Annotated in this window: 16 protein-coding genes; 4 read left to right on the plus strand and 12 right to left on the minus strand. The window is 63.1% G+C overall.

The window, feature by feature from the left end; genetic code table 11:
- Position 1 precedes the first annotated feature (1 nt).
- The 12 genes from SSPSH_RS04705 to SSPSH_RS04760 all read right to left on the minus strand — a co-directional run bounded on the left by SSPSH_RS04705 (position 2) and on the right by SSPSH_RS04760 (position 13,955).
- The gene (locus SSPSH_RS04705) at positions 2–1,621 is read right to left on the minus strand and encodes an ABC transporter substrate-binding protein (protein WP_006913784.1); all 1,620 of its coding nucleotides are present in this window, start codon (positions 1,619–1,621) and stop codon (positions 2–4) included.
- Positions 1,622–1,942: 321 nt separating this feature from the next.
- A complete protein-coding gene (locus tag SSPSH_RS04710; RefSeq protein ID WP_006913783.1) occupies positions 1,943–2,764 on the minus strand; it encodes an ABC transporter substrate-binding protein in 822 nt (273 codons plus the stop codon).
- Between the two features lie 3 nt (positions 2,765–2,767).
- The gene (locus tag SSPSH_RS04715) at positions 2,768–4,414 is read right to left on the minus strand and encodes an amino acid ABC transporter permease/ATP-binding protein (protein ID WP_006913782.1); all 1,647 of its coding nucleotides are present in this window, start codon (positions 4,412–4,414) and stop codon (positions 2,768–2,770) included.
- Positions 4,415–4,659: 245 nt separating this feature from the next.
- The gene (locus SSPSH_RS04720; protein WP_021031427.1) at positions 4,660–5,769 is read right to left on the minus strand and encodes an oxamate carbamoyltransferase subunit AllG family protein; all 1,110 of its coding nucleotides are present in this window, start codon (positions 5,767–5,769) and stop codon (positions 4,660–4,662) included.
- Positions 5,766–6,410, minus strand: a complete 645-nt coding sequence (locus SSPSH_RS04725; RefSeq protein ID WP_006913780.1) for an SRPBCC family protein — start codon at positions 6,408–6,410, stop codon at positions 5,766–5,768. The genes SSPSH_RS04720 and SSPSH_RS04725 overlap by 4 nt, the downstream gene beginning before the upstream one ends.
- Positions 6,400–6,918: a (2Fe-2S)-binding protein gene (locus SSPSH_RS04730; RefSeq protein WP_006913779.1), complete on the minus strand. Its 519-nt coding sequence runs from the start codon at positions 6,916–6,918 to the stop codon at positions 6,400–6,402. The genes SSPSH_RS04725 and SSPSH_RS04730 overlap by 11 nt, the downstream gene beginning before the upstream one ends.
- Positions 6,915–7,730: an FAD binding domain-containing protein gene (locus SSPSH_RS04735; RefSeq protein ID WP_006913778.1), complete on the minus strand. Its 816-nt coding sequence runs from the start codon at positions 7,728–7,730 to the stop codon at positions 6,915–6,917. The genes SSPSH_RS04730 and SSPSH_RS04735 overlap by 4 nt, the downstream gene beginning before the upstream one ends.
- A complete protein-coding gene (locus tag SSPSH_RS04740; RefSeq protein ID WP_006913777.1) occupies positions 7,717–10,074 on the minus strand; it encodes a xanthine dehydrogenase family protein molybdopterin-binding subunit in 2,358 nt (785 codons plus the stop codon). Before SSPSH_RS04740 ends, SSPSH_RS04735 begins: the two co-directional genes overlap by 14 nt.
- Entirely contained in the window at positions 10,071–11,342 is a 1,272-nt protein-coding gene (locus tag SSPSH_RS04745; RefSeq protein ID WP_006913776.1) for an amidohydrolase/deacetylase family metallohydrolase, read from the minus strand. Before SSPSH_RS04745 ends, SSPSH_RS04740 begins: the two co-directional genes overlap by 4 nt.
- Positions 11,343–11,701: 359 nt before the next feature.
- Positions 11,702–12,202: a MarR family winged helix-turn-helix transcriptional regulator gene (locus SSPSH_RS04750; RefSeq protein ID WP_006913775.1), complete on the minus strand. Its 501-nt coding sequence runs from the start codon at positions 12,200–12,202 to the stop codon at positions 11,702–11,704.
- Positions 12,203–12,342: 140 nt separating this feature from the next.
- Positions 12,343–12,744 (minus strand): oxalurate catabolism protein HpxZ, encoded by a 402-nt coding sequence (gene hpxZ, locus SSPSH_RS04755; protein WP_006913774.1) that lies wholly within the window; start codon positions 12,742–12,744, stop codon positions 12,343–12,345.
- On the minus strand, positions 12,741–13,955 hold the full coding sequence (locus tag SSPSH_RS04760; RefSeq protein WP_006913773.1) for an amidase: 1,215 nt from the start codon (positions 13,953–13,955) through the stop codon (positions 12,741–12,743). The genes hpxZ and SSPSH_RS04760 overlap by 4 nt, the downstream gene beginning before the upstream one ends.
- A gap of 366 nt (positions 13,956–14,321) precedes the next feature.
- Between SSPSH_RS04760 and SSPSH_RS04765 the strand changes: the two genes are divergently transcribed.
- From SSPSH_RS04765 to SSPSH_RS04780, 4 genes are all read left to right on the plus strand, one after another.
- A complete protein-coding gene (locus tag SSPSH_RS04765) occupies positions 14,322–15,905 on the plus strand; it encodes a gamma-glutamyltransferase family protein (RefSeq protein WP_006913772.1) in 1,584 nt (527 codons plus the stop codon).
- A gap of 65 nt (positions 15,906–15,970) precedes the next feature.
- Positions 15,971–16,792: a glutamate racemase gene (gene murI, locus SSPSH_RS04770; protein WP_006913771.1), complete on the plus strand. Its 822-nt coding sequence runs from the start codon at positions 15,971–15,973 to the stop codon at positions 16,790–16,792.
- A gap of 425 nt (positions 16,793–17,217) precedes the next feature.
- Complete coding sequence (locus SSPSH_RS04775) at positions 17,218–18,276, plus strand: ferredoxin reductase (RefSeq protein ID WP_006913770.1); 1,059 nt, start codon at positions 17,218–17,220, stop codon at positions 18,274–18,276.
- A 50-nt stretch (positions 18,277–18,326) separates the two neighbouring features.
- Positions 18,327–19,499, plus strand: a complete 1,173-nt coding sequence (locus SSPSH_RS04780; protein WP_006913769.1) for a fatty acid desaturase family protein — start codon at positions 18,327–18,329, stop codon at positions 19,497–19,499.
- Positions 19,500–19,632 lie beyond the last annotated feature (133 nt).

Genomic DNA, 19,632 nt, shown 5'->3' on the forward strand with positions numbered 1-19,632 from the left:
ATCAGACTTTCTTCAATGGCCGGCAATCGAGCTGGCGATGGAACCAGTACTCGTAGCCCTGCACGTTCTTCTGCATGGCCACGTCGAGGTTCGGCTGCCAAAGCGGTATCAACGGCACGTCCTCGAAAGCGATCGCGATCATCTGCTTGATGTTCGGCACATAGGCCGGATCGTCGACCGGGATATGCAGCGTCTCGTCGACCAACGTATCGATGGTCGGATTGCTGTAGTTCATCGAGTTGAACAGATGGCCTTTCACATAGGCCCAGAAGAAGTAGTAGTCGGGATAATTGAGCCAGCCGCCGAAGTTCTTCAGGTGCATGGCCAGGCTTTTCTCGACCAGCGCCTGGGTGCGCCAGTTCGCGCCGGGAATCTTGTCGATCGGCGTGCGTATGCCGATCTTGCCCAGGCTTTCCTGGATCAGCAGCGCGGTCGGCTCGGTCCATTGCGCCAGGCCCAGATTTATTGACAGCGGCACTTCGAAACCGTTGCCGTGGCCGGCTTCTTCAAGCAGCGCACGGGCCTTGTCGAGATCGGTGTCGTAGGGAAACGGCTGTGGCCAGTCTGCCGATGCCGGCGTAAACGACTGGCCACCGTGCATCATGCGCCCACGCCGGTAGGCCGCCGCATCGAAGATCTTTTCGTAGGGCAGCGCATAGGCAATGGCCTGGCGCACGCGCTTGTCGTCGAAAGGGGCCATTTCCACATTCAGGCCGAGCGCGTTGACACAGTTCTCGATGGGCACGCCGGCTACGTTGATCTTGTCGCTGGCATGCAGATCGGCTGCTTCCTTGGGCGGCAGATCGAGCGAGATATCGGTATCGCCGCGTTCGATGAGCGCACGGCGCGTGGACGCGGACGGCACTTCGCGGATGATTACCCGCTTGAGTGCCGGCACCTCGCCGTTCTGCCAGTCGTCGTAGCGTTCGTAGACGGTTTGCTCGCCCGGATCCCAGCGCAGCAGCTTGTAGGCGCCACCGCCGGCCGGCGTGCGGTGCAGATAATCGGTCGCCCAGGGGTCGTCATCGGTGGCATGGGCCTTGGCCACTTCCGAATTGATGATAATCGGCACTGGCACGGCCAGATCCGGCAGCGTGAGCTTGCTCGGACGCAGGAAATTGATCTTGAAGGTGTGCTCGTCGATCACTTCGAACTGCTCGGGCTTTTCCAGCGAGCCGGCTTTCATCTGCACGGTGGGAAAGCCGCCAACGGTGACTGCACGATCGAACGACCATTTCACGTCATGCGCGGTAATCGGCTTGCCATCCCAGAAGGTGGCTGTCTTGCGCAGATGAAATACCGCCGACATCTTGTCGTCGGCGACGTCCCAGCTTTCGGCCACTTCGGGCACGAGTGTTTCGTAGTCGTACGAGACGGTGCCGTCGTCCAGTGTTTTCGTGCCGTAGCTGAGCAATCGATCATAGAGATTGACTGCGATCGCATAGCTGGGCCGGTTCGTACCCTCGCGATGAATATCCATGCTGTTCGGGCCGGAACCCGTAACCACGATCAGCGTTTCGCGGTTGCCAGCCGCATGGGCCGGCATGAACTTGAACAACGGCAGGCTGCCGGCCGCGCCCGCGATCAGCGCGCTGTTCTTGAGAAAGGTTCTACGATCCATGACGGTCCCGTGTCGATTACCCGCAGCGCGCCTGTTGCGCCATAGCGGATTTCAAACCAGACCGGGGCTATCGCAATTTGTGTACCAGCTTGCATACATATTGATTACAGACGTGTTCGGGTCGTCGGAATGGCCAAACTGCAAGGCTTGAGCAATGGCGGGGAAGCGGATCTACCCTTGTGCCCCAAAAGTGTGCATACGCGGCGACGGCGCACCGCGAGCGGCTCGAACACGGGCCAACGCAAAAAAGCGGATACCGGCCGAAGCCCGTATCCGCTTTTTCATCTTCGCGACGCTGCAGGGGACAGCGTCTACAACCGGCTATTCGCTGTCGTTCTTGATCAGTGCTTCCACGGGAATATCCCATTTCTTGGCATTTTCGTCGGCCTTGCCCGAGCTCATGTACCAGGCCATGTCTTGCTTGATGTCATCGGCGAACTCGCTGTTCTTGCGAAGCGCGATACCCACTTTCGTGGTGTTCGGGTCGCGGAAGGCGATCTCGAACTTGCCTTCGTTCTGACTCTGGGCATAGGCGAGCGTGGTCAGCGTTTCAAGAATGCCGGATAGACGACCGTTGGCCAGCTGCGGAATTTCCTGGGCAACCGACGGATACGACTTCGGCTGGATGGCCGGTTTGCCCTGCGATTCGCAGTGTTTTTCGCTGGCCGCGGTCACAGCATCCATCTCCGGCGCGCTACCGGTGAGAATGCCGATATTCTTGCCGCACATATCGTCGTAGCTGGTCAAAGAATCGGCGTCTTCAGCTCGCACCATCACGGCAAAGCCGTTTTCGATGTAGTTGATGAAATCCACGCTCTTGCGCCGTTCGGCCGTGTTGTAGATATCGGATACCACCATATCCACGCGCCCGCTCTTGAGCGACGGCAGCAGGCCGTTGAAGGCACTGGTCTTGAGCTCGTAGTCCCAGCCGCCGTGCTCGGACATGGCTTCGATCATGTCCATCTCGAAGCCGATGATCTTCGAGGTATCTTCGGAATCGCGATAGCTCAACGGCGGAAAATCAGCCGAGGTGGCAATCGTGTAGGAATCACCGTCGGCGGCGAATGCCGGTGCTGCAGTCACGGCGGCAGCCAGCAGGGCGGACGCGGTCATCAGTTTCTTGAAGGGTGTGGTCTCGGTCATGGCTCATACCTCTTGAGTTTTGGATGGTCTACCTTCGGAACGTTGCTCGATCAGATGCACGAAATTCTTCGTGCGTGGGTTGTCCGGCGAGTTGAAGACCTCTTCCGGCGCGCCGTGCTGGACGATTTCGCCGTCTTCCATGAACACGACCTTGTCGGCCCAGTCGCGGGCGAACACGATCTCGTGGCTGACCACCACCATGGTCATGCCGGATTCGGCGAGCTTGCGCATGAGGTCGAGCACCTCGTTGACAAGCTCGGGATCAAGCGCAGAGGTCGGCTCATCGAACAGCAGCAGCTTGGGTCGCGTCGCCACCGCACGAATGATGGCGATACGCTGCTGCTGGCCACCGGACAGCTGATGCGGATAGTGGTTTTCGTATTCGGCCAGCCCGGCCCAGGCCAACAGCTCGCGAGCCTCGGCACGGGCCTGATCGCGTTTCGTGCCGTGAACGCGTACCGGCGCTTCGATCACGTTTTCGAGCACGGTCAGGTGGTCGAACAGATTGAAATGCTGAAACACCATGCCGACGCCGACCCTGGCGCGAGAGCGCGCCGCATCACGCAGGGGCACCGGACGACCGGCGGAGGCGCGATAGCCCACGAACTGGCCGCCCACGGTGATCTCGCCGTCGTCAACGGTTTCCAGACGGTTGATGGTGCGTAGCAGCGTGGTCTTGCCGGAGCCGCTGGGCCCGATCAGAAACACCACCTCGCCCGGGAAGATATTGAACGACACGTCGCGCAGCACGCGTTTGCCGTGGAAGGATTTGGCGACCTTGTTGATCACCACATACGGCCGGCGCGGGCCGTCGGCGCGTCTGCCGTCCTTGTTTGCAAGCGCCCGTCCGGGATTGAGAAATTTCTGCAGGGCCGGCGCTTCAGTATCGATTGTCTTGCCGCCACTCTCGGCACCGGCCGGCGCCGTCTCGCCGGTGAGCGGGTTCTCGCCGCGTTCACGCCCGGCCTGGGCCGCGATCGCAATAGCGTGCCCGCGCCGTTCGAGATCGAGATGGCGCTCGAGATAATTCTGGGCCAGCGCGATCAACGTGGTGGCGCCCAGATAGAGCACGCCGGCCGCCAGGAAGACCTCGACATACTGAAAATTGGTCGACACCACCTGCTCGCTGCTGAGCGTGAGCTCCTGCACGGTGATTACCGAGGCCAGCGAGGTGTGCTTGACGATGACCATGCCTTCGTTGGCCATCGCCGGGGCAATCGAGCGCATCGCCTGCGGCATGATCACGCGGTGCATGATCTGCCAGGAACTCAAACCCAGTGCACTGGCCGCATCGCGCTGGGTCTTCTTGATCGACTGCAGACCGCCGCGGATGATCTCCGACATGAAGGCGATCTCGTTGAGCATCAGGCCCAGAACCGCCGTCCAGAATGCACTCAGGCCGAGGCCGACCAGCGGCAGCACGTTGTACCAGAACAACAGCTGCAACAGGATCGGCGTGCCGCGCATGACCCAGATAAAGGGAATGGGCAACAGCCGCACGATCCGGTAGTGCGACATGCGCATCATCGCCATGCCCAGCGAGAACGGCAGCGCCGCCGCGAACGCGAGCACGGCGATGATCATCGCTGTCTTCAACCCCTCCCACAGCAACGGCAAGGTCAGGTAATGCAGAAATGCGCTAGCGTCCATCGAACCCTCTTTTCGGTGACACGACCCGCCGCGGCGGATACGCCACCGGCAGTTATCGCGACATACGGTTGTCGTTTCGTCGGTCGGCGCCGGATATCGACGCCGTCGTCCTGCTTTCTTTGCGGCATGCCACGTCGCGCAGTCGACTACGTGCTGCGGCGCAGCATCGCGGGGTCGTTACTACGGCAACGACGCCGCCTCAGTTAAAAAAAGCGCGACTGCGCCGCCCCCACGACGCAGCCCCGCTATCCCCCAAACAAGGCCAGGTCTGGCGCGTAGAAACCGCGCCCGGCCAATCCACCGTCCGGCGTATCCGCAACCATGGCCAGATGCACAAGCGGCACCCGCCCGCTTGCCGCAATGCGATGACGACAGACCAAACCGGTCGCCGCATCGCAGACCGCCTCGGCCCGCGTGTCGGCATCTGTCGGTAACAGCTCGTGCCAGGCGTCAACTAGGGCGGGCGCGAAAGTGAGCGCCTGGCCGCCCAGACCACAAAAATCGATCACCGGACTGTCGCCAACCGCGCCCAGCACCGGTATTTGTTCGCAATCGGTCATACGGACGCCGGTCGGCGCGCCGGCGCCCGTCGTGCGCCAGGCTTTTTCGCCCGCGAAGCGCACGCCGAAGCAGCGGCCATTGCCACCCACCGACGCGATCGAGCCGCCGTGTTTGTGCATTGCCCAGGCACTTGCCGCCATCAGAATCGGCAAGACAAAGTTGGCGTTCGCGGCAATCGATTCGCGGTAGTCGTGCGGCAAGTCATTCAGCACGAACAGCAGGCGATCGTTGGCTACCGCAGTACGGGCATGGCATTCGTCGCCGGCCACCAGCGACACATCGATCCAGTCGCACACCGGCAACGGCACCGCGGCCAAACGGGGTGCCAGTACATCGAACGCCCATTCGGCCTGTTGACGCAGATGGCTCACACAGATGTCGTCTGCCGAACCAAAACGCAGCGCTGGCGGCGCGCTTTCGGCGATGGGCGCCAACATGTCGTGGCCGTCGTCGCCCACTTGAAAGACCGGCATCGCGGTCGACACCACCTGGGCCAGCGGCGTGACCACGCCGTGGTCCTGAGCCGGCGCCAGCTGAACCGCACCGGCGTCAATCGCTTCGGCGGCTTCGTCAGCCGTTCTGCCGGCATAGACGAGCGCGTGGATGGCCGCATTGCGTAACGGATACGACAGCGCGCGCGTATCAAGCGGCGGGCCGGCATGCAGCAGCACATCGTCGCCGAGCGCCGGGCGTACATCGCCGAGCCGCGCGACGCCACGCAGACGGGCGCCCTCGAAAAGCGCGGCCATCTGTGCGCGCTTGGCCTCAAGCCGGTTTGCGACAACAGCGCTCATGCCGACGATTTGCCCAGCAGCCGGCGCCACCAGTTCACGATCATCCGCCAGATCAGGCTCAGTGCATTGACCGAACTCGTATCCACCGATTTCAGCCGCGGGCGGGAGCCGGCCGGCATCTCGGCGCGTTCGGGCGTCGGGCGGGTTTCGTCCGCAGACACACATGCATCGGTTGCCGCTTGGGCCGGCTCGGGCTCGGATTGGAGCGCCTGCTGCAGGTTGTCGGCAAAGTCGCGTGTGAGCTGGTCGGCCAACGCCTTGACGATGCCCTCGCGGCTGAACTGGGCCAGCTTGCCGGTGATCGAGAAAGACACGTTCAGCTCGACCGCGGTTGCGGCCCCTTCGTCGAAAACAGCAAAGGCGGCTTCGCCTTTCACGCGGCTGTTGCTCTTGCGATCGGTACCGCAGCCCTGCAGGCCGCCGGTGCGCGCGGCGTCATCGAGACGCAACTCACCTTCGCCGGCAAACGCCGCCGAAATCGGACCGAGCTTGACCTGAAAGGTCAGCTTGAGCTGGTTGTCTTCGACCGGTTCACGCAGCGTGGCGCCGGGCAGGCAATCCACCAGCAACGCCGGATCCTGAAAGGCCTGCCAGACATCGTCGGCCGGGGCGGCGATCGTGAAGCGTTGTTTAACGTCCATCGGAACTCTCGTGGGGATAGGTTTCGAGCACGCGCTGAATCGCCCGCACGATGCCGCGATAGCCGGTACAACGGCACAGATTGCCGGCCAGCTCTTCGCGGATACGGGCCTCGTCGGCCTGCGGCAGGCGCTGCACGATGTCGCGCGCGGTAATGAGCATGCCGGGCGTGCAGTAACCGCATTGCAGGGCATGTTCTTCGCTGAAGGCACGGCGCAGGGCCGCGCCGAGCGGGTCGTTTTCGAAGGCCTCGAGGGTACGAATTTCGCGGCCTTCGAAGCGCGTGGCGGACTGTAGACAGGAACGCTGCGGCACACCGTCGATCTCGACCGTGCAGGCACCGCATACGCCCTGCTCGCAGCCCAGATGGGTCGCGGTCAGGCCACAGTGCTCGCGCAGCACATCGGCCAGGTGCGTGCGCGGTTCGGCGCTGACTTCGCGTTCCTCGCCATTCACATGCAGTCGGAACGTCACCGTATGGCTTTCGGGGAATTCGAGATGGGCGCTCATGCGGTACCTCGGATATCAGCAATCACGTCGGCGAGCAGGCCGGCATGCAGGGCGCGGCGATGGCCGCTGATTGATAAGGCGTCGTCGTCGAGCAAGACCTGGCGGGCGTCTGGCTCGGCCAGTTCGTCGAACAGGCCTGCGCGTTCGATCACCACGGGCGCGCCGTCGAGTGCGGAGAACACCAGCCGCTCGATGCCGGTCTGGCCGTCGACCACGCCGCTGACAATGGCCAGCGCGAATTCGCCGGTCTTGCGGCAGAACTTGCGATAGGACCAGCGCGCGGTGTCGCCGAGCGCCGGCACGCGGATCGCGGTGAGTACGTCGGCCTCGGCCAGTGTTGTCTCGAACGCCGAGGTCATGAAGTCGCGGGCGGCGACCTGACGGGTGCCATCCGGGCCCTGGATATCGAAAGTCGCACCCAGCGCGGCGGTCGCGGCTATCCAGTCGGCCGCCGGATCGGCATGACAGATGCTGCCGCCGATGGTGCCGCTGTTGCGTACGGCTCGGTAGGCAATACCGGCCGCCACATGCGCCAGCATGCCGCCCGTCGCATCGTCGTAACGGCCGTCTTCGAGCCTGGCATGCGTTACGAGCGGGCCGATGACCATCTCGTCGCTCTCAATACGCAGGCCCTTGAGCGCGTCCAGCCCGACGATATCGATCACGCATTCCGGCTGGGCCAGACGCAGATTGAGCATGGCCCCCAGCGACTGGCCGCCGGCGATCGGTTTGGCGAACGGGTCGGCCTGCAGCGCTTCGACTGCCCCGGCCACATCGGACGCGCGTTCGATGCGGTAATCAATCGCTTTCATGCGCCGCCTCCAATGCCGCGATCACCCGTTCGGGGCTGATCGGCACGCTATGAATCTCGGCGCCCAGGCCGCCCAGCGCATCGTTGACCGCATTGGTGATCGCCGCGGGCGGCGCAATCGCCCCGCCTTCGCCGATACCTTTCTGGCCGAACGTGCTGAACGGACTCGGCGTTTCCATATGCTCGATAGTGAGATGCGGCATTTCGGCCGCGCCCGGCACCATGTAGTCGGCCAGCGTCGAGGCCAATGGTTGGGCTTCGTCGTCGAAGGGTATTTCCTCGTAGAGCGCAGTACCGATGCCCTGGGCCAGGCCGCCGAGCAGCTGGCCTTCGACCACCATCGGGTTGAGCAGCACGCCGCCGTCTTCGCAGATGGCGTAGTCGAGCAGCTTGACCGCGCCGGTGACGGTATCCACCTCGACCGCGCACGCATGGGTGGCATAGCTGAATGTGCCCATATCCGGGCGCATCTTGTAGCCGGCAACGAGGCCGAGCCCGGCCGGGTCGACGTCGTCCGGCAACAGCTGCGGCGCGCGATACCAGGTATGCGCGATGTCGGCAAGCGTCATCGAACGGCTGCGATCGCCGCTGACCACACCGCCATTTTCGAAGATCAGATCGTCCGCTGCGACGTCCATCAAGTGGCTGGCCAGACGACGCACGCGATCGGCGAGTTTTTCACAGGCGGCAGCGACCGCGCCGCCTGACATCACGGCATTGCGCGAGCCCCAGGTCCCGGTGGAATACGGCGAACCGCCGGTATCGCCGTGCATGATGCGCACCTGTTCCGGGTCGATACCCAGCACGGTGTTCGCGACCTGGGCCATGGTTGTTTCCATGCTCTGGCCATGCGAATGCGCGCCGATCTGAAGTTCGAGAATGCCGTCGGTGGTCACGCGCGCATTGCACTGCTCGTAGCCGGGCACCATCGGAATGCCCCAGCCGTGGTAGACCGACGTGCCGTGGGCGCCCTGTTCACAGAACGTGGCCAGGCCCAGGCCGATCCGCTTGCGGCCATTGGTTTCGGCCTGGCGCGCGCGCCAGCCGGACCAGTCGAGCGCTTCGACCGCGCGATGCATGCAGGCGATATAGTCGCCGGAGTCGAACAGCTTGTTCGTGATGTTCGTATAGGGCATGTCGTCGGGGCCGACGAGACTGCGCTCGCGCAGCTCGAACGGCTCGATGCCCAGCTCGCGGGCGGCGATATCCAGCATCACCTCCAGCGCGAAACACACGCCGGTGCGGGCCACGCCGCGATACGGCAGGATCGGCGGCTTGTTGGTCGCCGCCGAGCGCGTATGACAGCTGTAGCTGTCCATCTTGTACGGCCCGGGGAGAATCGAGCCGATCTGGGCCGCTTCCAGACAGGCCGAAAACGGATATGACGAATAGGCGCCCGAATCCACGATAGCATCGCAGTCGATGCCGGCCAGCCGGCCGCTACGCTCGACGTGCACGCTGATGTCGTAGGCGTGTTCGCGACAGTTGGCATTGGCCGACAGATGCTCGTTTCGATCCTCGATCCACCGGATCGGGCGATCGAGCTTCATCGCCAGCCACGCACAACAGATTTCTTCGGGCAGCAGAATGCCCTTGTAGCCGAACCCGCCGCCCACGTCGGGCGAGACGACGCGTACCTGGCCTTCATCCAGGCCCAGGCATTCGGCCAGGCCGGTTCGGTTGATATGCGGCATCTGTGCCGCGCTGGTCATTTCCAGGCGATTGAGCCGATGGTCCCACCAACAGACGACGCCGCGGCCTTCCAGCGGCACCTGACACTGTCGCGAAGTGGACAATTGCCGGCGCACGCTCACGACGTCGTCAGCTATGCCCGCCTTATTGTCGACTTGGGTTTCCAGGAAAACGTTGGAATCCCAGTGCTCGTGCAGCTTGCCTTCGGCCGTCCCGTTGGCCGCGGCATGCATATCCGAAACGACCGGCAGGTCTTCGTAATCGACGAACACCTGCTCGGCCAGATCCTCGGCACGGGCGCGACTGGGTGCCACACACATGGCCACCATTTCGCCGACGAAACGGACCTTGTCCTTTGCCAGCGGATACTGCTCGGATTTCTGAAAGCCGGGCAGCTTGGAGGCGGCAACAATCGGCTTCACCTCGGCCATATCGGCCATGGTGTAGACCAGCGATTCCCAGCCTTCCGGTTTTTCGATGTCCACGATGCGGGCATGGGCCACCGGCGCACGTACGAACGCCACGTCCAACATGCCGGGGCGCCGGATATCGGCCACGAACTCGCCCCGGCCACTCAGAAAACGCGCATCTTCCTTGCGCGCGAGCCGGGCGCCGATGCCCTTGGCCTGGGTGTCGGGCGGGGCGCCGGTCATGCCGAGGCTTGGGCCGGCGTGAACTGGGGCAGCGTGGGCGCGTCGGCATCGAAACGCTCGCCCGCGCGCAGACAAAAGCGCGGCGTGAGCATGCGCTCGGCGCTCACGCGATGGCCTTCGTTATCGCGCAGCGTCCATTGGCCGCGCTCGTCGTTGAGTACCGACACGTCCGCGACCGCGCCCGGCTTGAGATGGCCGATCTCGTCGGCCATGCCGAGCAGGGCCGCCGCATTGGAGGTCACCATCGGCACGACCTGATCGAGCGTGAGCCCCAGCGCGAGCATGCTGGTCATCGCCGAGGTCAGCGAAAACCGTACCGCGCCCGCGAACATGTGATCGCCTTCTTCGGGGTCGGAATGGATATCCGGCGTGCCCGGCGGCGGCGCGATACGCGTGTTGTAGCCGTGCATGTCGGCGCCGAGGGTGTTGGGCACGATGCCGGCATCGAGCACCTTGCGAGCGACATCAAAGCTGAAGTGCGAGCCGTGGCCCACATCGATCTTCACGCCCTTTTCGATCACGTCGCGAATGAGCTCATGGACCTTGCCGTGCTTGTCCACAAAACCACCGGGATGACGGGTGAACGGATGCGCGAGCACGTCGCCCGGCTTCACCAGTTCGAGCACGCTCGGAAAGATGGTGTCCGGATCGATATCCATCGGATCTTCCGGCGACGGCCAGAGCTGGCCGAAGTGCAGATAGACCGGCATGCGCGACTGCCGCCCGATCTGGGCCGCGAGCTTGATCACATCCATGCCCCAGCGCTGGAAACCGCCCAACTCGGCGTGCGCCTTGATCCCCTTCACCAAATCAGGATTCGCGTCGACCGCCTTGGCGGTGGCATCGATATCCAGACACTCCGGCTGATAGAGCTGCGGGTAGTAGTGCCCTTCCAGCCCGCCAACGAGATAGGCCGAGATGAAGGCGAGCACACGCGTTTTCGCCGGCTCGGCGATGAAATGGCGAAAGCCCGGCAGCGTCATACAGCTCGGCCCGCCTTGGTCGACCAGCGTGGTCACGCCCGAGCGCACGCCAACCATATCCGGATCGAGACCGAAGCGGCCGGTCACATAGCGATAGATATGGGCATGCGTATCGATCATGCCCGGCAAAACGAGATTGCCCGTACAGTCGATAACCTCGGCGTCCGAAGCATAGGGTGCGTTCAGACCGGTAACAATACCGTTCTGTATGACCAGGTCGGCCTGTTCATCCGTACCCGTCACCGGGTCCACGACCCGACCGCCTTTCAACACCGTTGTCGACATTCTGGCTCCTGCATCTTGCGATCTGCGATACCCAGAGAGCGCAAGGCCTATGCCAATACACGACGTTGCATACAACATATGACACGTAAGTAACTAATATATATTGTTTTAAATATTTATAAATTAAGTGGCACACCCCTCACTAGGCGATGACTGGGCGCCGAACGCCAACTGCCTCGTGCTCTAAAAAAAAACGCTGCTGCACCAGCATGGGGAATTTATGTGGCGCACCTCACATATCGATGCGGCACGACCCGGGTCGCCGTACGCTCAGTGCATCGCCGGCAAACGATCGGGGGATTCGATGCCCGGCCCCGCCCCAACCACTGGTTGCGAGACGACGCGGCAGAACAGGCGTGCTAACGCAGCCGAAACGGGACGGTGCCCATCTCGTTGTTCGCCTCCACCAGGCGCGCCAGATACAGGACCAGCAGGTCGCGATCCGGCCCGGCGAGGGCTTCGACCGTGCGCTCGTGGGCGCGCTGTACCGCAGCGGTCATCTGCTGCACGTGCTGGCGCCCTTTATGGGTGGCGCGGGTCAGGCGTACGCGCCCGTCTTCAGTACTCTGCCGGCGTTCGACCAGTTCGCGCTGCTCAAGCCGACGCAGCACCTCGCCTACGCTCGTGCGTTCCAACCCGATCTCGTGGGCCAGCGTCATCTGATCCAACTCGCCGTGTTCGGCCAGCGCGGTGAGCACGCTGTATTGCACCGGGGTGATATTGAATCCCTCGGTTTCCTTGGTGAACAGCGCGCTATGAATCTGGTGCAGCCGACGAATCAGAAACCCGGGGCGAACCAGCAGCGGCGACCGCTCTTCGATAGCAGCCAGTTCTTCGGAAACATCGACAGGATCGGGCATGGCAATGGAACACGCGTGGGAAGGGGGCCGGCGATGCCGCGACAGTCCAAAAGCCCGAACCGGGGCCGGTGATCGCGAATCGACGGGCGGTCGGTCGGCGCTGCATCGGCGACCGACTCACCCGGCGTTTTACACACCCATCAATTCTTTGGCAACGCAGACACGTGCGCCGAGACCACTCGCCAGCCCGCCTCGAAGCGCACCCAGCACTGGCTTTGCCGGCCGATCGAGACGCCGTCCGCACCGTCGCGCTCGAATTCGACACTGGCGGTGGCGAAATCCTCGCCGAACGTCGTAATTGCGATATGCCGTATCCGGCGATCGAGATTCGCAGGACTGCGTGACTTGCGAAACGCCTGGATCTCGTCGTAACCATAGAGCATTTCGGTCGCCCCGAAGCGCACCGTGTGCTCGCTGGTCCAGAACAGTTCGTCGAGCGTATCGATATCGTTACCGGTGAGCGCGGCTTCATAGCGCATGAGCGCATCCGTGACTTCGGCGACCACATCGCGCCGGTTGACCTGTTCGAGCGACTGACTCATGCCGGCACCGCCTTGGGCGGCACCGGGGCCTGCGGACACACACGACGGGCCAGTTCAATCAGGCGCATATCGCCGTTTCGACGCGTCATGATCGATAGCCCCAACGGCAGACCGTCCTTCATCGCCAACGGCAGGTTCATCTGCGGCAAGCCGGCCAGCCCGGCGCTGCACAGCAACGACATCGCTTGGTAGCGATAGGTGGTTTCCAGTGCCTCATCCGTAGCGCCGCGCGGCGGCGCGGGACGCGGTGTCGTGGGCAGGACCACGACATCGTCTTCGCCGATCAGCGCGTCGAGCCGCTTAACAATCTCGGCGCGATGGGCCTGGGCTTCGCGCAGCTGCGCGGCGTTGATCTGCCCGGCCTGTTCGATACGCTCGCGCACACCGGGGCCAAGCGTGGGACGAGTTTGTGCGACCCAATCACCCAGCGCGTCCCAGACATCGGCGGCCTGGATGATACGAAAGGTCTCGAACCATTCGGCCAGGCCGTCTTCGGCCAGCTGTATTTCCTGCATTCGATCGGCCTGCGCACCGAGCGTTTCCAGCGCCGGCAAGAAGGCGGCCGCGATTTCCGTATCCACCGCTTCGAAGGCGTCGGTGGCAATCAATACACGCTTGAAAGCGCCCTGCTCCCGGGCATCCGGCAAGAGCACGCGCCCGACCCGTTCGAAGATATGGGCATCGCGGGCGAACCAGCCGATGCAATCGAACTGGCTGGCAAAGCGCAGCAAACCGCGCGTGGCGACCCGGCCATGGGTCGTGCGCAGGCCGAGCAGGCCGCAATAACTCGACGGCACCCGCACCGAACCACCGCAATCCGTACCCAGCGCGAAATCCACCAGCCCGGCACATACCGCCGCCGCCGAGCCACTGGAGGAGCCGCCGGCCAGGCGGCCGAGGCCCCAGCTGTTCGCCGGGGCACCGTAATGGATATTGTCACCCGTCAACGAGTAGCACAGCTCATCGGAAATCGTACGACCGACCAGTTCCCCGCCAGCCGCCAACAGGCGATCGATGCAATCGGCATTGGTATCCGCCGGCGGGTGCGAAGCCAGCCACTGCGGCTGGCCGAACCCGGTCCGCGTACCGGCAATATCGAATACATCCTTGACCGCAAAAAGCAGCCCACTGAGCACGCCCTCGCCCGTCGGTGCCAGGGCCGCCGGATTGTCGCGACAAAAGGCACCGACCGTATGGAGCGTAGTGCTCATCGCTGGCCTGCCCACGGCCGGCCGCAATAATCCGGCGCAGCGGCCACGATATTCGCGCCGTACGCGCGCTTCACCGTCGAAGTGGACCGTCTTCGCAAGCAGGTCGATGCCACAACACTCTCCTTTCGCCGTCACAAGCGAGCAGTTGAACGCGTCGTTGTATGCAACGCCTATGCCATGTAATGATCTGCGACCGAACGATGTCTCGACGCATTGCCTGGTGGTGCGGACAGGTGTCTGCAGGTCGAAAGCCACCAACTGAGGCCAGCATGCGCGCGTCGCATCCGTCATCATTTCGCGGCGACGCACTATCAACTCGGGCGTGAGCCGGTATGGCAACGCCGCTAGTCATTGAGGACGTTATCTATGCTGCAAAGCGCGAAAGGCCGTTACGGCTGTGTCACCGCCCCTCATCTATCCGCCGCGCTCGCCGGGCGCGACGTGCTCGCTGCTGGCGGCAATGCCATTGAAGCCATGGTGGCCAGCGCGGCAACTATCGCCGTGGTCTATCCGCATATGAATTCGATCGGCGGCGACGGCTTCTGGCTGATCAAGAAACCCGGTCAGGCGACGATCGGCATTTCCGCTTGCGGTCGGGCTGCGGCGCTGGCTACGCCGGACTGGTATGCCGAGCACGGTCATCGCGACCAGATCCCGGCGCGCGGCGCGCAGGCCGCGCTGACCGTACCGGCGACGATCGCCGGATGGCAGGCTGCGCTGAACCAGCTCGAACGCGAGCCGATGGCGCTGGAGACCCTGCTCGCGCCGGCGATCGCGCATGCCCGCGAGGGCTTTGTGACCACCGGCAATCAAGCTGCCTGCACCGCCGCCAAGGCGAACGAGCTGCGCGATGTGCCCGGTTTTGCGGGTATTTTTCTGCCCAACGGCCACGTCCCGCGCGAGGGCGACATCTTCGTTCAGAACGCGCTTGCCAATACGCTCGAGACGCTGGCGCGCGAAGGGCTCGACAGCTATTACACCGGTTCGCTGGCGGCAACGCATGGCGCCTATCTGGAGGCCATGGGGTCGCCGCTGCGTACATCCGACCTCGCACAATGCGCGGCCGAACTCGTCGCCCCGCTGTCGACGGAACTGTCGGTGGGCACGATCTACAATATGCCGCCGCCCACCCAGGGCGTGTCGTCGTTGATGATTCTGGCCCTGTTCGACCGTTTGAAGGTGGCCGAAGCCGAGGGCTTCGATCATCTGCACGGGCTGATCGAGGCGACCAAGCAGGCTTTCCTGATCCGCAACGCGGAACTGGGCGACCCCGACCATATGACGCGCCCGGCCGAATCGTGGCTGGAGGCCGCGTATCTCGATGAACTGCATGCCGCGATCGACCCGCGCAAGGCCCTGGACTGGCCCTACGAAGCCAAACGCGGCGATACCATCTGGATGGGTGCGACCGACCGCGACGGCACCATGGTGAGCTTCATTCAGAGCGTGTTCTGGGAGTTCGGCTCGGGGCTGACCTGTCCCGACACTGGCGTGGCGTTCCAGAATCGCGGTGCCGGTTTCTCCCTGGCCCCGGGCGCCAACCAGCTCGCGCCCGGCAAGCGCCCGTTCCATACCCTCAACCCCGCCATGGCCGAACTTAATGACGGGCGCGTGATGGCTTACGGCACCATGGGCGGCGAAGGTCAGCCGCAGACGCAGGCCGCAGTCTTCTCGCGCTATGCGATGTACGGTCAGGGCCTGCAACGCGCGGTGACCGCACCACGCTGGCTGCTCGGCAAGACCTGGGGCGATGCCACCACCAGCCTCAAGCTGGAGAATCGTTTCGATCCGGCGCTGGTGGAAGAACTCATCGCCACCGGCCATCAGGTCGAGATGATCGATGCGTTCTCCGATCTGGCTGGCCACGCGGGCGCGGTGGTGCGTCACCCCGAGGGCTATTGCGAAGGTGCGAGCGATCCGCGTGCCGATGGCGGCGCGGTCACGCTCTAGCCGCCAAACGACGATCGGCGCCGCCATGCCAGAATAGCGGGCTAGCTCAGGCAGCCCTACGACGCATGGCACGGCGCCCTATTCTGGTATTCGACTCGGGCATCGGTGGCCTGACGGTACTGCGCGAAATCCGGCGCGTACTGCCCGACCGCCGATTGATCTACGTGGCCGACGATGCCGGTTTTCCCTACGGCGATTGGGACGAAGATCGCCTGCGCGCTCGCCTCATAAGTCTGATTAGCGGTCTGCTGGCTGACTACACCCCGGAGATCACCGTCATCGCCTGTAATACCGCAGCGACTCTTGCCCTCGCTGATCTACGCGCGGCCTATCCGGGCGCGTGCTTCGTGGGCACCGTGCCGGCAATCAAACCGGCGGCCGAGCAAAGCCGTTCGGGCCTGATCTCGGTACTTGCCACACCGGCGACCGTGCGGCGCGACTACACGCGCCGATTGATCGCAACATTCGCCGCCCACTGCGATCTCAATCTCGTGGGCAGCCGACACCTGGCACGGCTGGCCGAAGCACATGTTCAAGGCACGCCGTACGACAGCAACACGGTTCGTACGGAGATCGCGCCCTGTTTCATCGAAAAGGCGAGTCGAAGAACCGATATCGTTGTACTCGCCTGCACCCATTACCCCTTTCTTACGAAGGTTTTCGAGCAACGCGCCCCCTGGCCGGTTACGTGGCTCGACCCGGCGCCCGCGATAGCACGCCATGTGCTCACGGTCTCCAAGGCTGGCCGCGACTTATCCGAAACGGAGCCAGCCCCGGTCGATGACACAGCGGATATCGCCATCGTGACGTCCGGCCGGGCGACACCGACCCTGCACGCACTGTTACGCCAATTCGATCTTGCATTGGCCGCCTCGACAACGAACTGAGTTACGTGTCGGCGCCTTCTGCCGGACGGCGTTTGAACGCTTGATCCGCTGCTGACTTGCGCGACGTTGCTCTTGTCTTAACCGCCCAGCGCTTGTGTCCGACATTCCCGTCTGCGGTTTTAAAATCGTCTCGTGACGCCGCTCGCGATCATTCGCCACCGCGCCAAGCGAATACGCGTTGCACAAGCGCCAAATCTAAACGGCTGATTTAGCGGAACTAAACTTAAAAGATAACGTTTCCGAACCTTACGCCTCGATTGATAAAGACGTTTTTATACGACGAGTACGATTCATGGCGGTGTAAGCGAAGAACAGCACGGGCATACCGGAAACAAAAAGAGCTGTGCTACAACAAACCAAAACAAGCAGTCGAAGCGCGCCCAAGCCAGCACGATTGCAACGGCCCCGCCGAGAGAGGAGAACCAATGAAGCCGATCGTGAAGAAGGTGCTGCAAAGCTCCCTGGCCGAGTCTTTGACGAGCCCGTTGTCGGTCGATCACTACCTGGGGCTGATCGACAGCAAGCTATCCATCAACGAGCCGCGCGGGCGTATTGCCGACGTCGAGCGCCAGACCGAAGACAGCGTGACGCTCACGATCGCCCCCAACGACAACTGGGTCACCCCGCGGCCGGGCCAGCATATTCTGTTCGGTATCGACCTCGACGGCGTTCGTCATCGCCGCTGCTTTTCCATCGCCAGCGCTGCAGGCGACAAGCGCGTGGAGATTACAGTCAAGCGCAACGGCGACGGCGTGGTGAGCAATTTCCTGGTCGACCATGCCGAGGAAGGGCAACTGGTCTATCTGAGCCATCCCGAAGGTGAGTTCTATCCCAACGTGGAGCCGCCGGCGCTGGCTTTTCTCCTCAGCGCGGGCAGCGGCATCACACCGGTGATGAGCATTCTGCGTTCCTGGATCGGCCAGGATTGTCTGCCGGACGTGGTGTTCATGCATTACGCCACGACGGCCGAAGACATGATCTATACCGACGAGCTCGCGGCACTGGCCGAAGAGCATTCGCGGCTTACGCTGATCATCCGCTATACCCAGAAGCACGGCCGTATCGACGGTGAAACGCTCGATCGCGAGGTGCCCGAGCTTGCCGAACGCATGACCTGGCTGTGCGGGCCGTCGGGCTTCATGGACGCCGCCCAGGAACTGCTCGATACGCGCACAACGAAACCGATCTTTCGCGAACAGTTCGAATCCACCCGCCGCGAGGCCGCCGAGGGCGAAGGCGAGGTGCATTTCATCAAATCCGACGTGGCCGCGTCCGGTGACGAAGGCTCGCTGCTGGAAGTCGCCGAAAACGCGGGGCTGAACCCGCCCTACGGCTGCCGCATGGGTATCTGCCATAGCTGCAAGTGCCGCGTGAGCGAGGGCACGGTACGCGACCTGCGCAACAACGAAGTCCACGAGATTCGCGATACCGATATCCAGATCTGTATCCACGCCGCGGCGGGCGACGTCGCGCTGGAAATCTAACAGGCGTTCTCAATGCAATAACGCCGTCATACCTATCCGAGGAGAACACCATGGGCCGACCGACACATTTAACCGACGCCGACGTCGAGCAACTCGGCGCCGAACTCGACGCGCTGCGCGACGAGGTGATGAATAGCCTCGGCAAGGACGACGCGCGCTATATCTATCGCGTGCTCAATACCCAACGCTTTTCCGAAGTGGCCGGCCGTGCGCTGCTATTCGCAGGCATCCTGCCGCCAGCCTGGCTGGCCGGCACGGCGCTGCTATCGCTCTCCAAGATTCTGGAGAACATGGAAATCGGCCATAACGCCATGCACGGTCAGTGGGACTGGATGCAGGACCCGGCGCTCGACTCGGCCACCTACGACTGGGACAACACCTGTCCGGGCCGCGAGTGGAAGCATTCGCACAACTACATGCACCACACCTACACCAATATCGTGGGCATGGATCGCGACTTGGGGTATTCCATCCTGCGCATGAGCGAAGATCAGAAATGGAATCCGGCCTTTCTGTTCCAGCCGTTCTATGTACTCGTTCTCGCCGCCTTCTTCCAGTGGGGCGTGGCCCTGCACGATCTCGAATGGGAACGCCTGGGCAAAGACAAGAGCTACGCCGAGGCGCTATCGCAGGGCCGCGATATCTGGCGCAAGGTCCGCCGGCAGGTGCTCAAGGACTATGTGCTGTTCCCGGTGCTGGCCGGGCCGATGGCGCCGTTCGTGTTTTCCGGCAACCTGGTGGCGAACTTCAATCGCAATGTCTGGTCGTTTCTGATCATCTTCTGCGGGCATTTCACCGAGCAGGCCGAGATGTTTCGTATCGAGGAAACCGAGAACGAAACCCAGGGCGAGTGGTATCTGCGCCAGATGCTGGCCTCGTCAAACGTGAACGGCTCGGTGCCCTTCCATGTGCTCACCGGTCATCTGGGCTACCAGATCGAGCACCATCTGTTCCCGGATATGCCGTCGAATCGCTATCGCGAAATCGGCCCGAAGATTCAGGCCATCGCCGAGCGCTACAACCTCAACTACAACACTGGCCCGTTCTCGAAACAGCTCGGCGGTGTGGCGAAAAGGATCCTGCGCATGGCGCTGCCCCACCGGCGCAAGCGCAAGGGCCCGATGCCTTCGAGCATCCACCACGAACGCCCGGCGCCGAAAACACAGGCGCAGCGGCGTACGCGCACAAACGGAGCGGCGGCCACCGCAGCGGCGACCCACTAAAACGCTGCGTCGCCCCGACTATGTCGCACGCACACGCCGTTAGCGAAACCGGCGCGCCCCGCTTCGGTGGCGCGCCGGTCATGCCTTGCCGTTGCCAAGACAGGCTGGCGCTAGGTGTGATCTTTCAGTAGGT

It is taken from the genome of Salinisphaera shabanensis E1L3A (assembly GCF_000215955.2).
In the GTDB taxonomy this organism is placed as follows: domain Bacteria; phylum Pseudomonadota; class Gammaproteobacteria; order Nevskiales; family Salinisphaeraceae; genus Salinisphaera; species Salinisphaera shabanensis.

What these genes read in the sequence shown, in the direction of transcription:
- SSPSH_RS04710 (WP_006913783.1), bottom strand. Translation starts at nt 2,764, where the DNA reads ATGACCGAGACCACACCCTTCAAGAAACTGATGACCGCGTCCGCCCTG.
- SSPSH_RS04735 (WP_006913778.1), bottom strand. Translation starts at nt 7,730, where the DNA reads ATGAAAGCGATTGATTACCGCATCGAACGCGCGTCCGATGTGGCCGGG.
- SSPSH_RS04715 (WP_006913782.1), bottom strand. Translation starts at nt 4,414, where the DNA reads ATGGACGCTAGCGCATTTCTGCATTACCTGACCTTGCCGTTGCTGTGG.
- murI (WP_006913771.1), top strand. Translation starts at nt 15,971, where the DNA reads ATGGCACGGCGCCCTATTCTGGTATTCGACTCGGGCATCGGTGGCCTG.
- SSPSH_RS04730 (WP_006913779.1), bottom strand. Translation starts at nt 6,918, where the DNA reads ATGAGCGCCCATCTCGAATTCCCCGAAAGCCATACGGTGACGTTCCGA.
- SSPSH_RS04750 (WP_006913775.1), bottom strand. Translation starts at nt 12,202, where the DNA reads ATGCCCGATCCTGTCGATGTTTCCGAAGAACTGGCTGCTATCGAAGAG.
- SSPSH_RS04720 (WP_021031427.1), bottom strand. Translation starts at nt 5,769, where the DNA reads ATGAGCGCTGTTGTCGCAAACCGGCTTGAGGCCAAGCGCGCACAGATG.
- SSPSH_RS04760 (WP_006913773.1), bottom strand. Translation starts at nt 13,955, where the DNA reads ATGAGCACTACGCTCCATACGGTCGGTGCCTTTTGTCGCGACAATCCG.
- SSPSH_RS04780 (WP_006913769.1), top strand. Translation starts at nt 18,327, where the DNA reads ATGGGCCGACCGACACATTTAACCGACGCCGACGTCGAGCAACTCGGC.
- SSPSH_RS04725 (WP_006913780.1), bottom strand. Translation starts at nt 6,410, where the DNA reads ATGGACGTTAAACAACGCTTCACGATCGCCGCCCCGGCCGACGATGTC.
- SSPSH_RS04745 (WP_006913776.1), bottom strand. Translation starts at nt 11,342, where the DNA reads ATGTCGACAACGGTGTTGAAAGGCGGTCGGGTCGTGGACCCGGTGACG.
- hpxZ (WP_006913774.1), bottom strand. Translation starts at nt 12,744, where the DNA reads ATGAGTCAGTCGCTCGAACAGGTCAACCGGCGCGATGTGGTCGCCGAA.
- SSPSH_RS04775 (WP_006913770.1), top strand. Translation starts at nt 17,218, where the DNA reads ATGAAGCCGATCGTGAAGAAGGTGCTGCAAAGCTCCCTGGCCGAGTCT.
- SSPSH_RS04740 (WP_006913777.1), bottom strand. Translation starts at nt 10,074, where the DNA reads ATGACCGGCGCCCCGCCCGACACCCAGGCCAAGGGCATCGGCGCCCGG.
- SSPSH_RS04765 (WP_006913772.1), top strand. Translation starts at nt 14,322, where the DNA reads ATGCTGCAAAGCGCGAAAGGCCGTTACGGCTGTGTCACCGCCCCTCAT.
- SSPSH_RS04705 (WP_006913784.1), bottom strand. Translation starts at nt 1,621, where the DNA reads ATGGATCGTAGAACCTTTCTCAAGAACAGCGCGCTGATCGCGGGCGCG.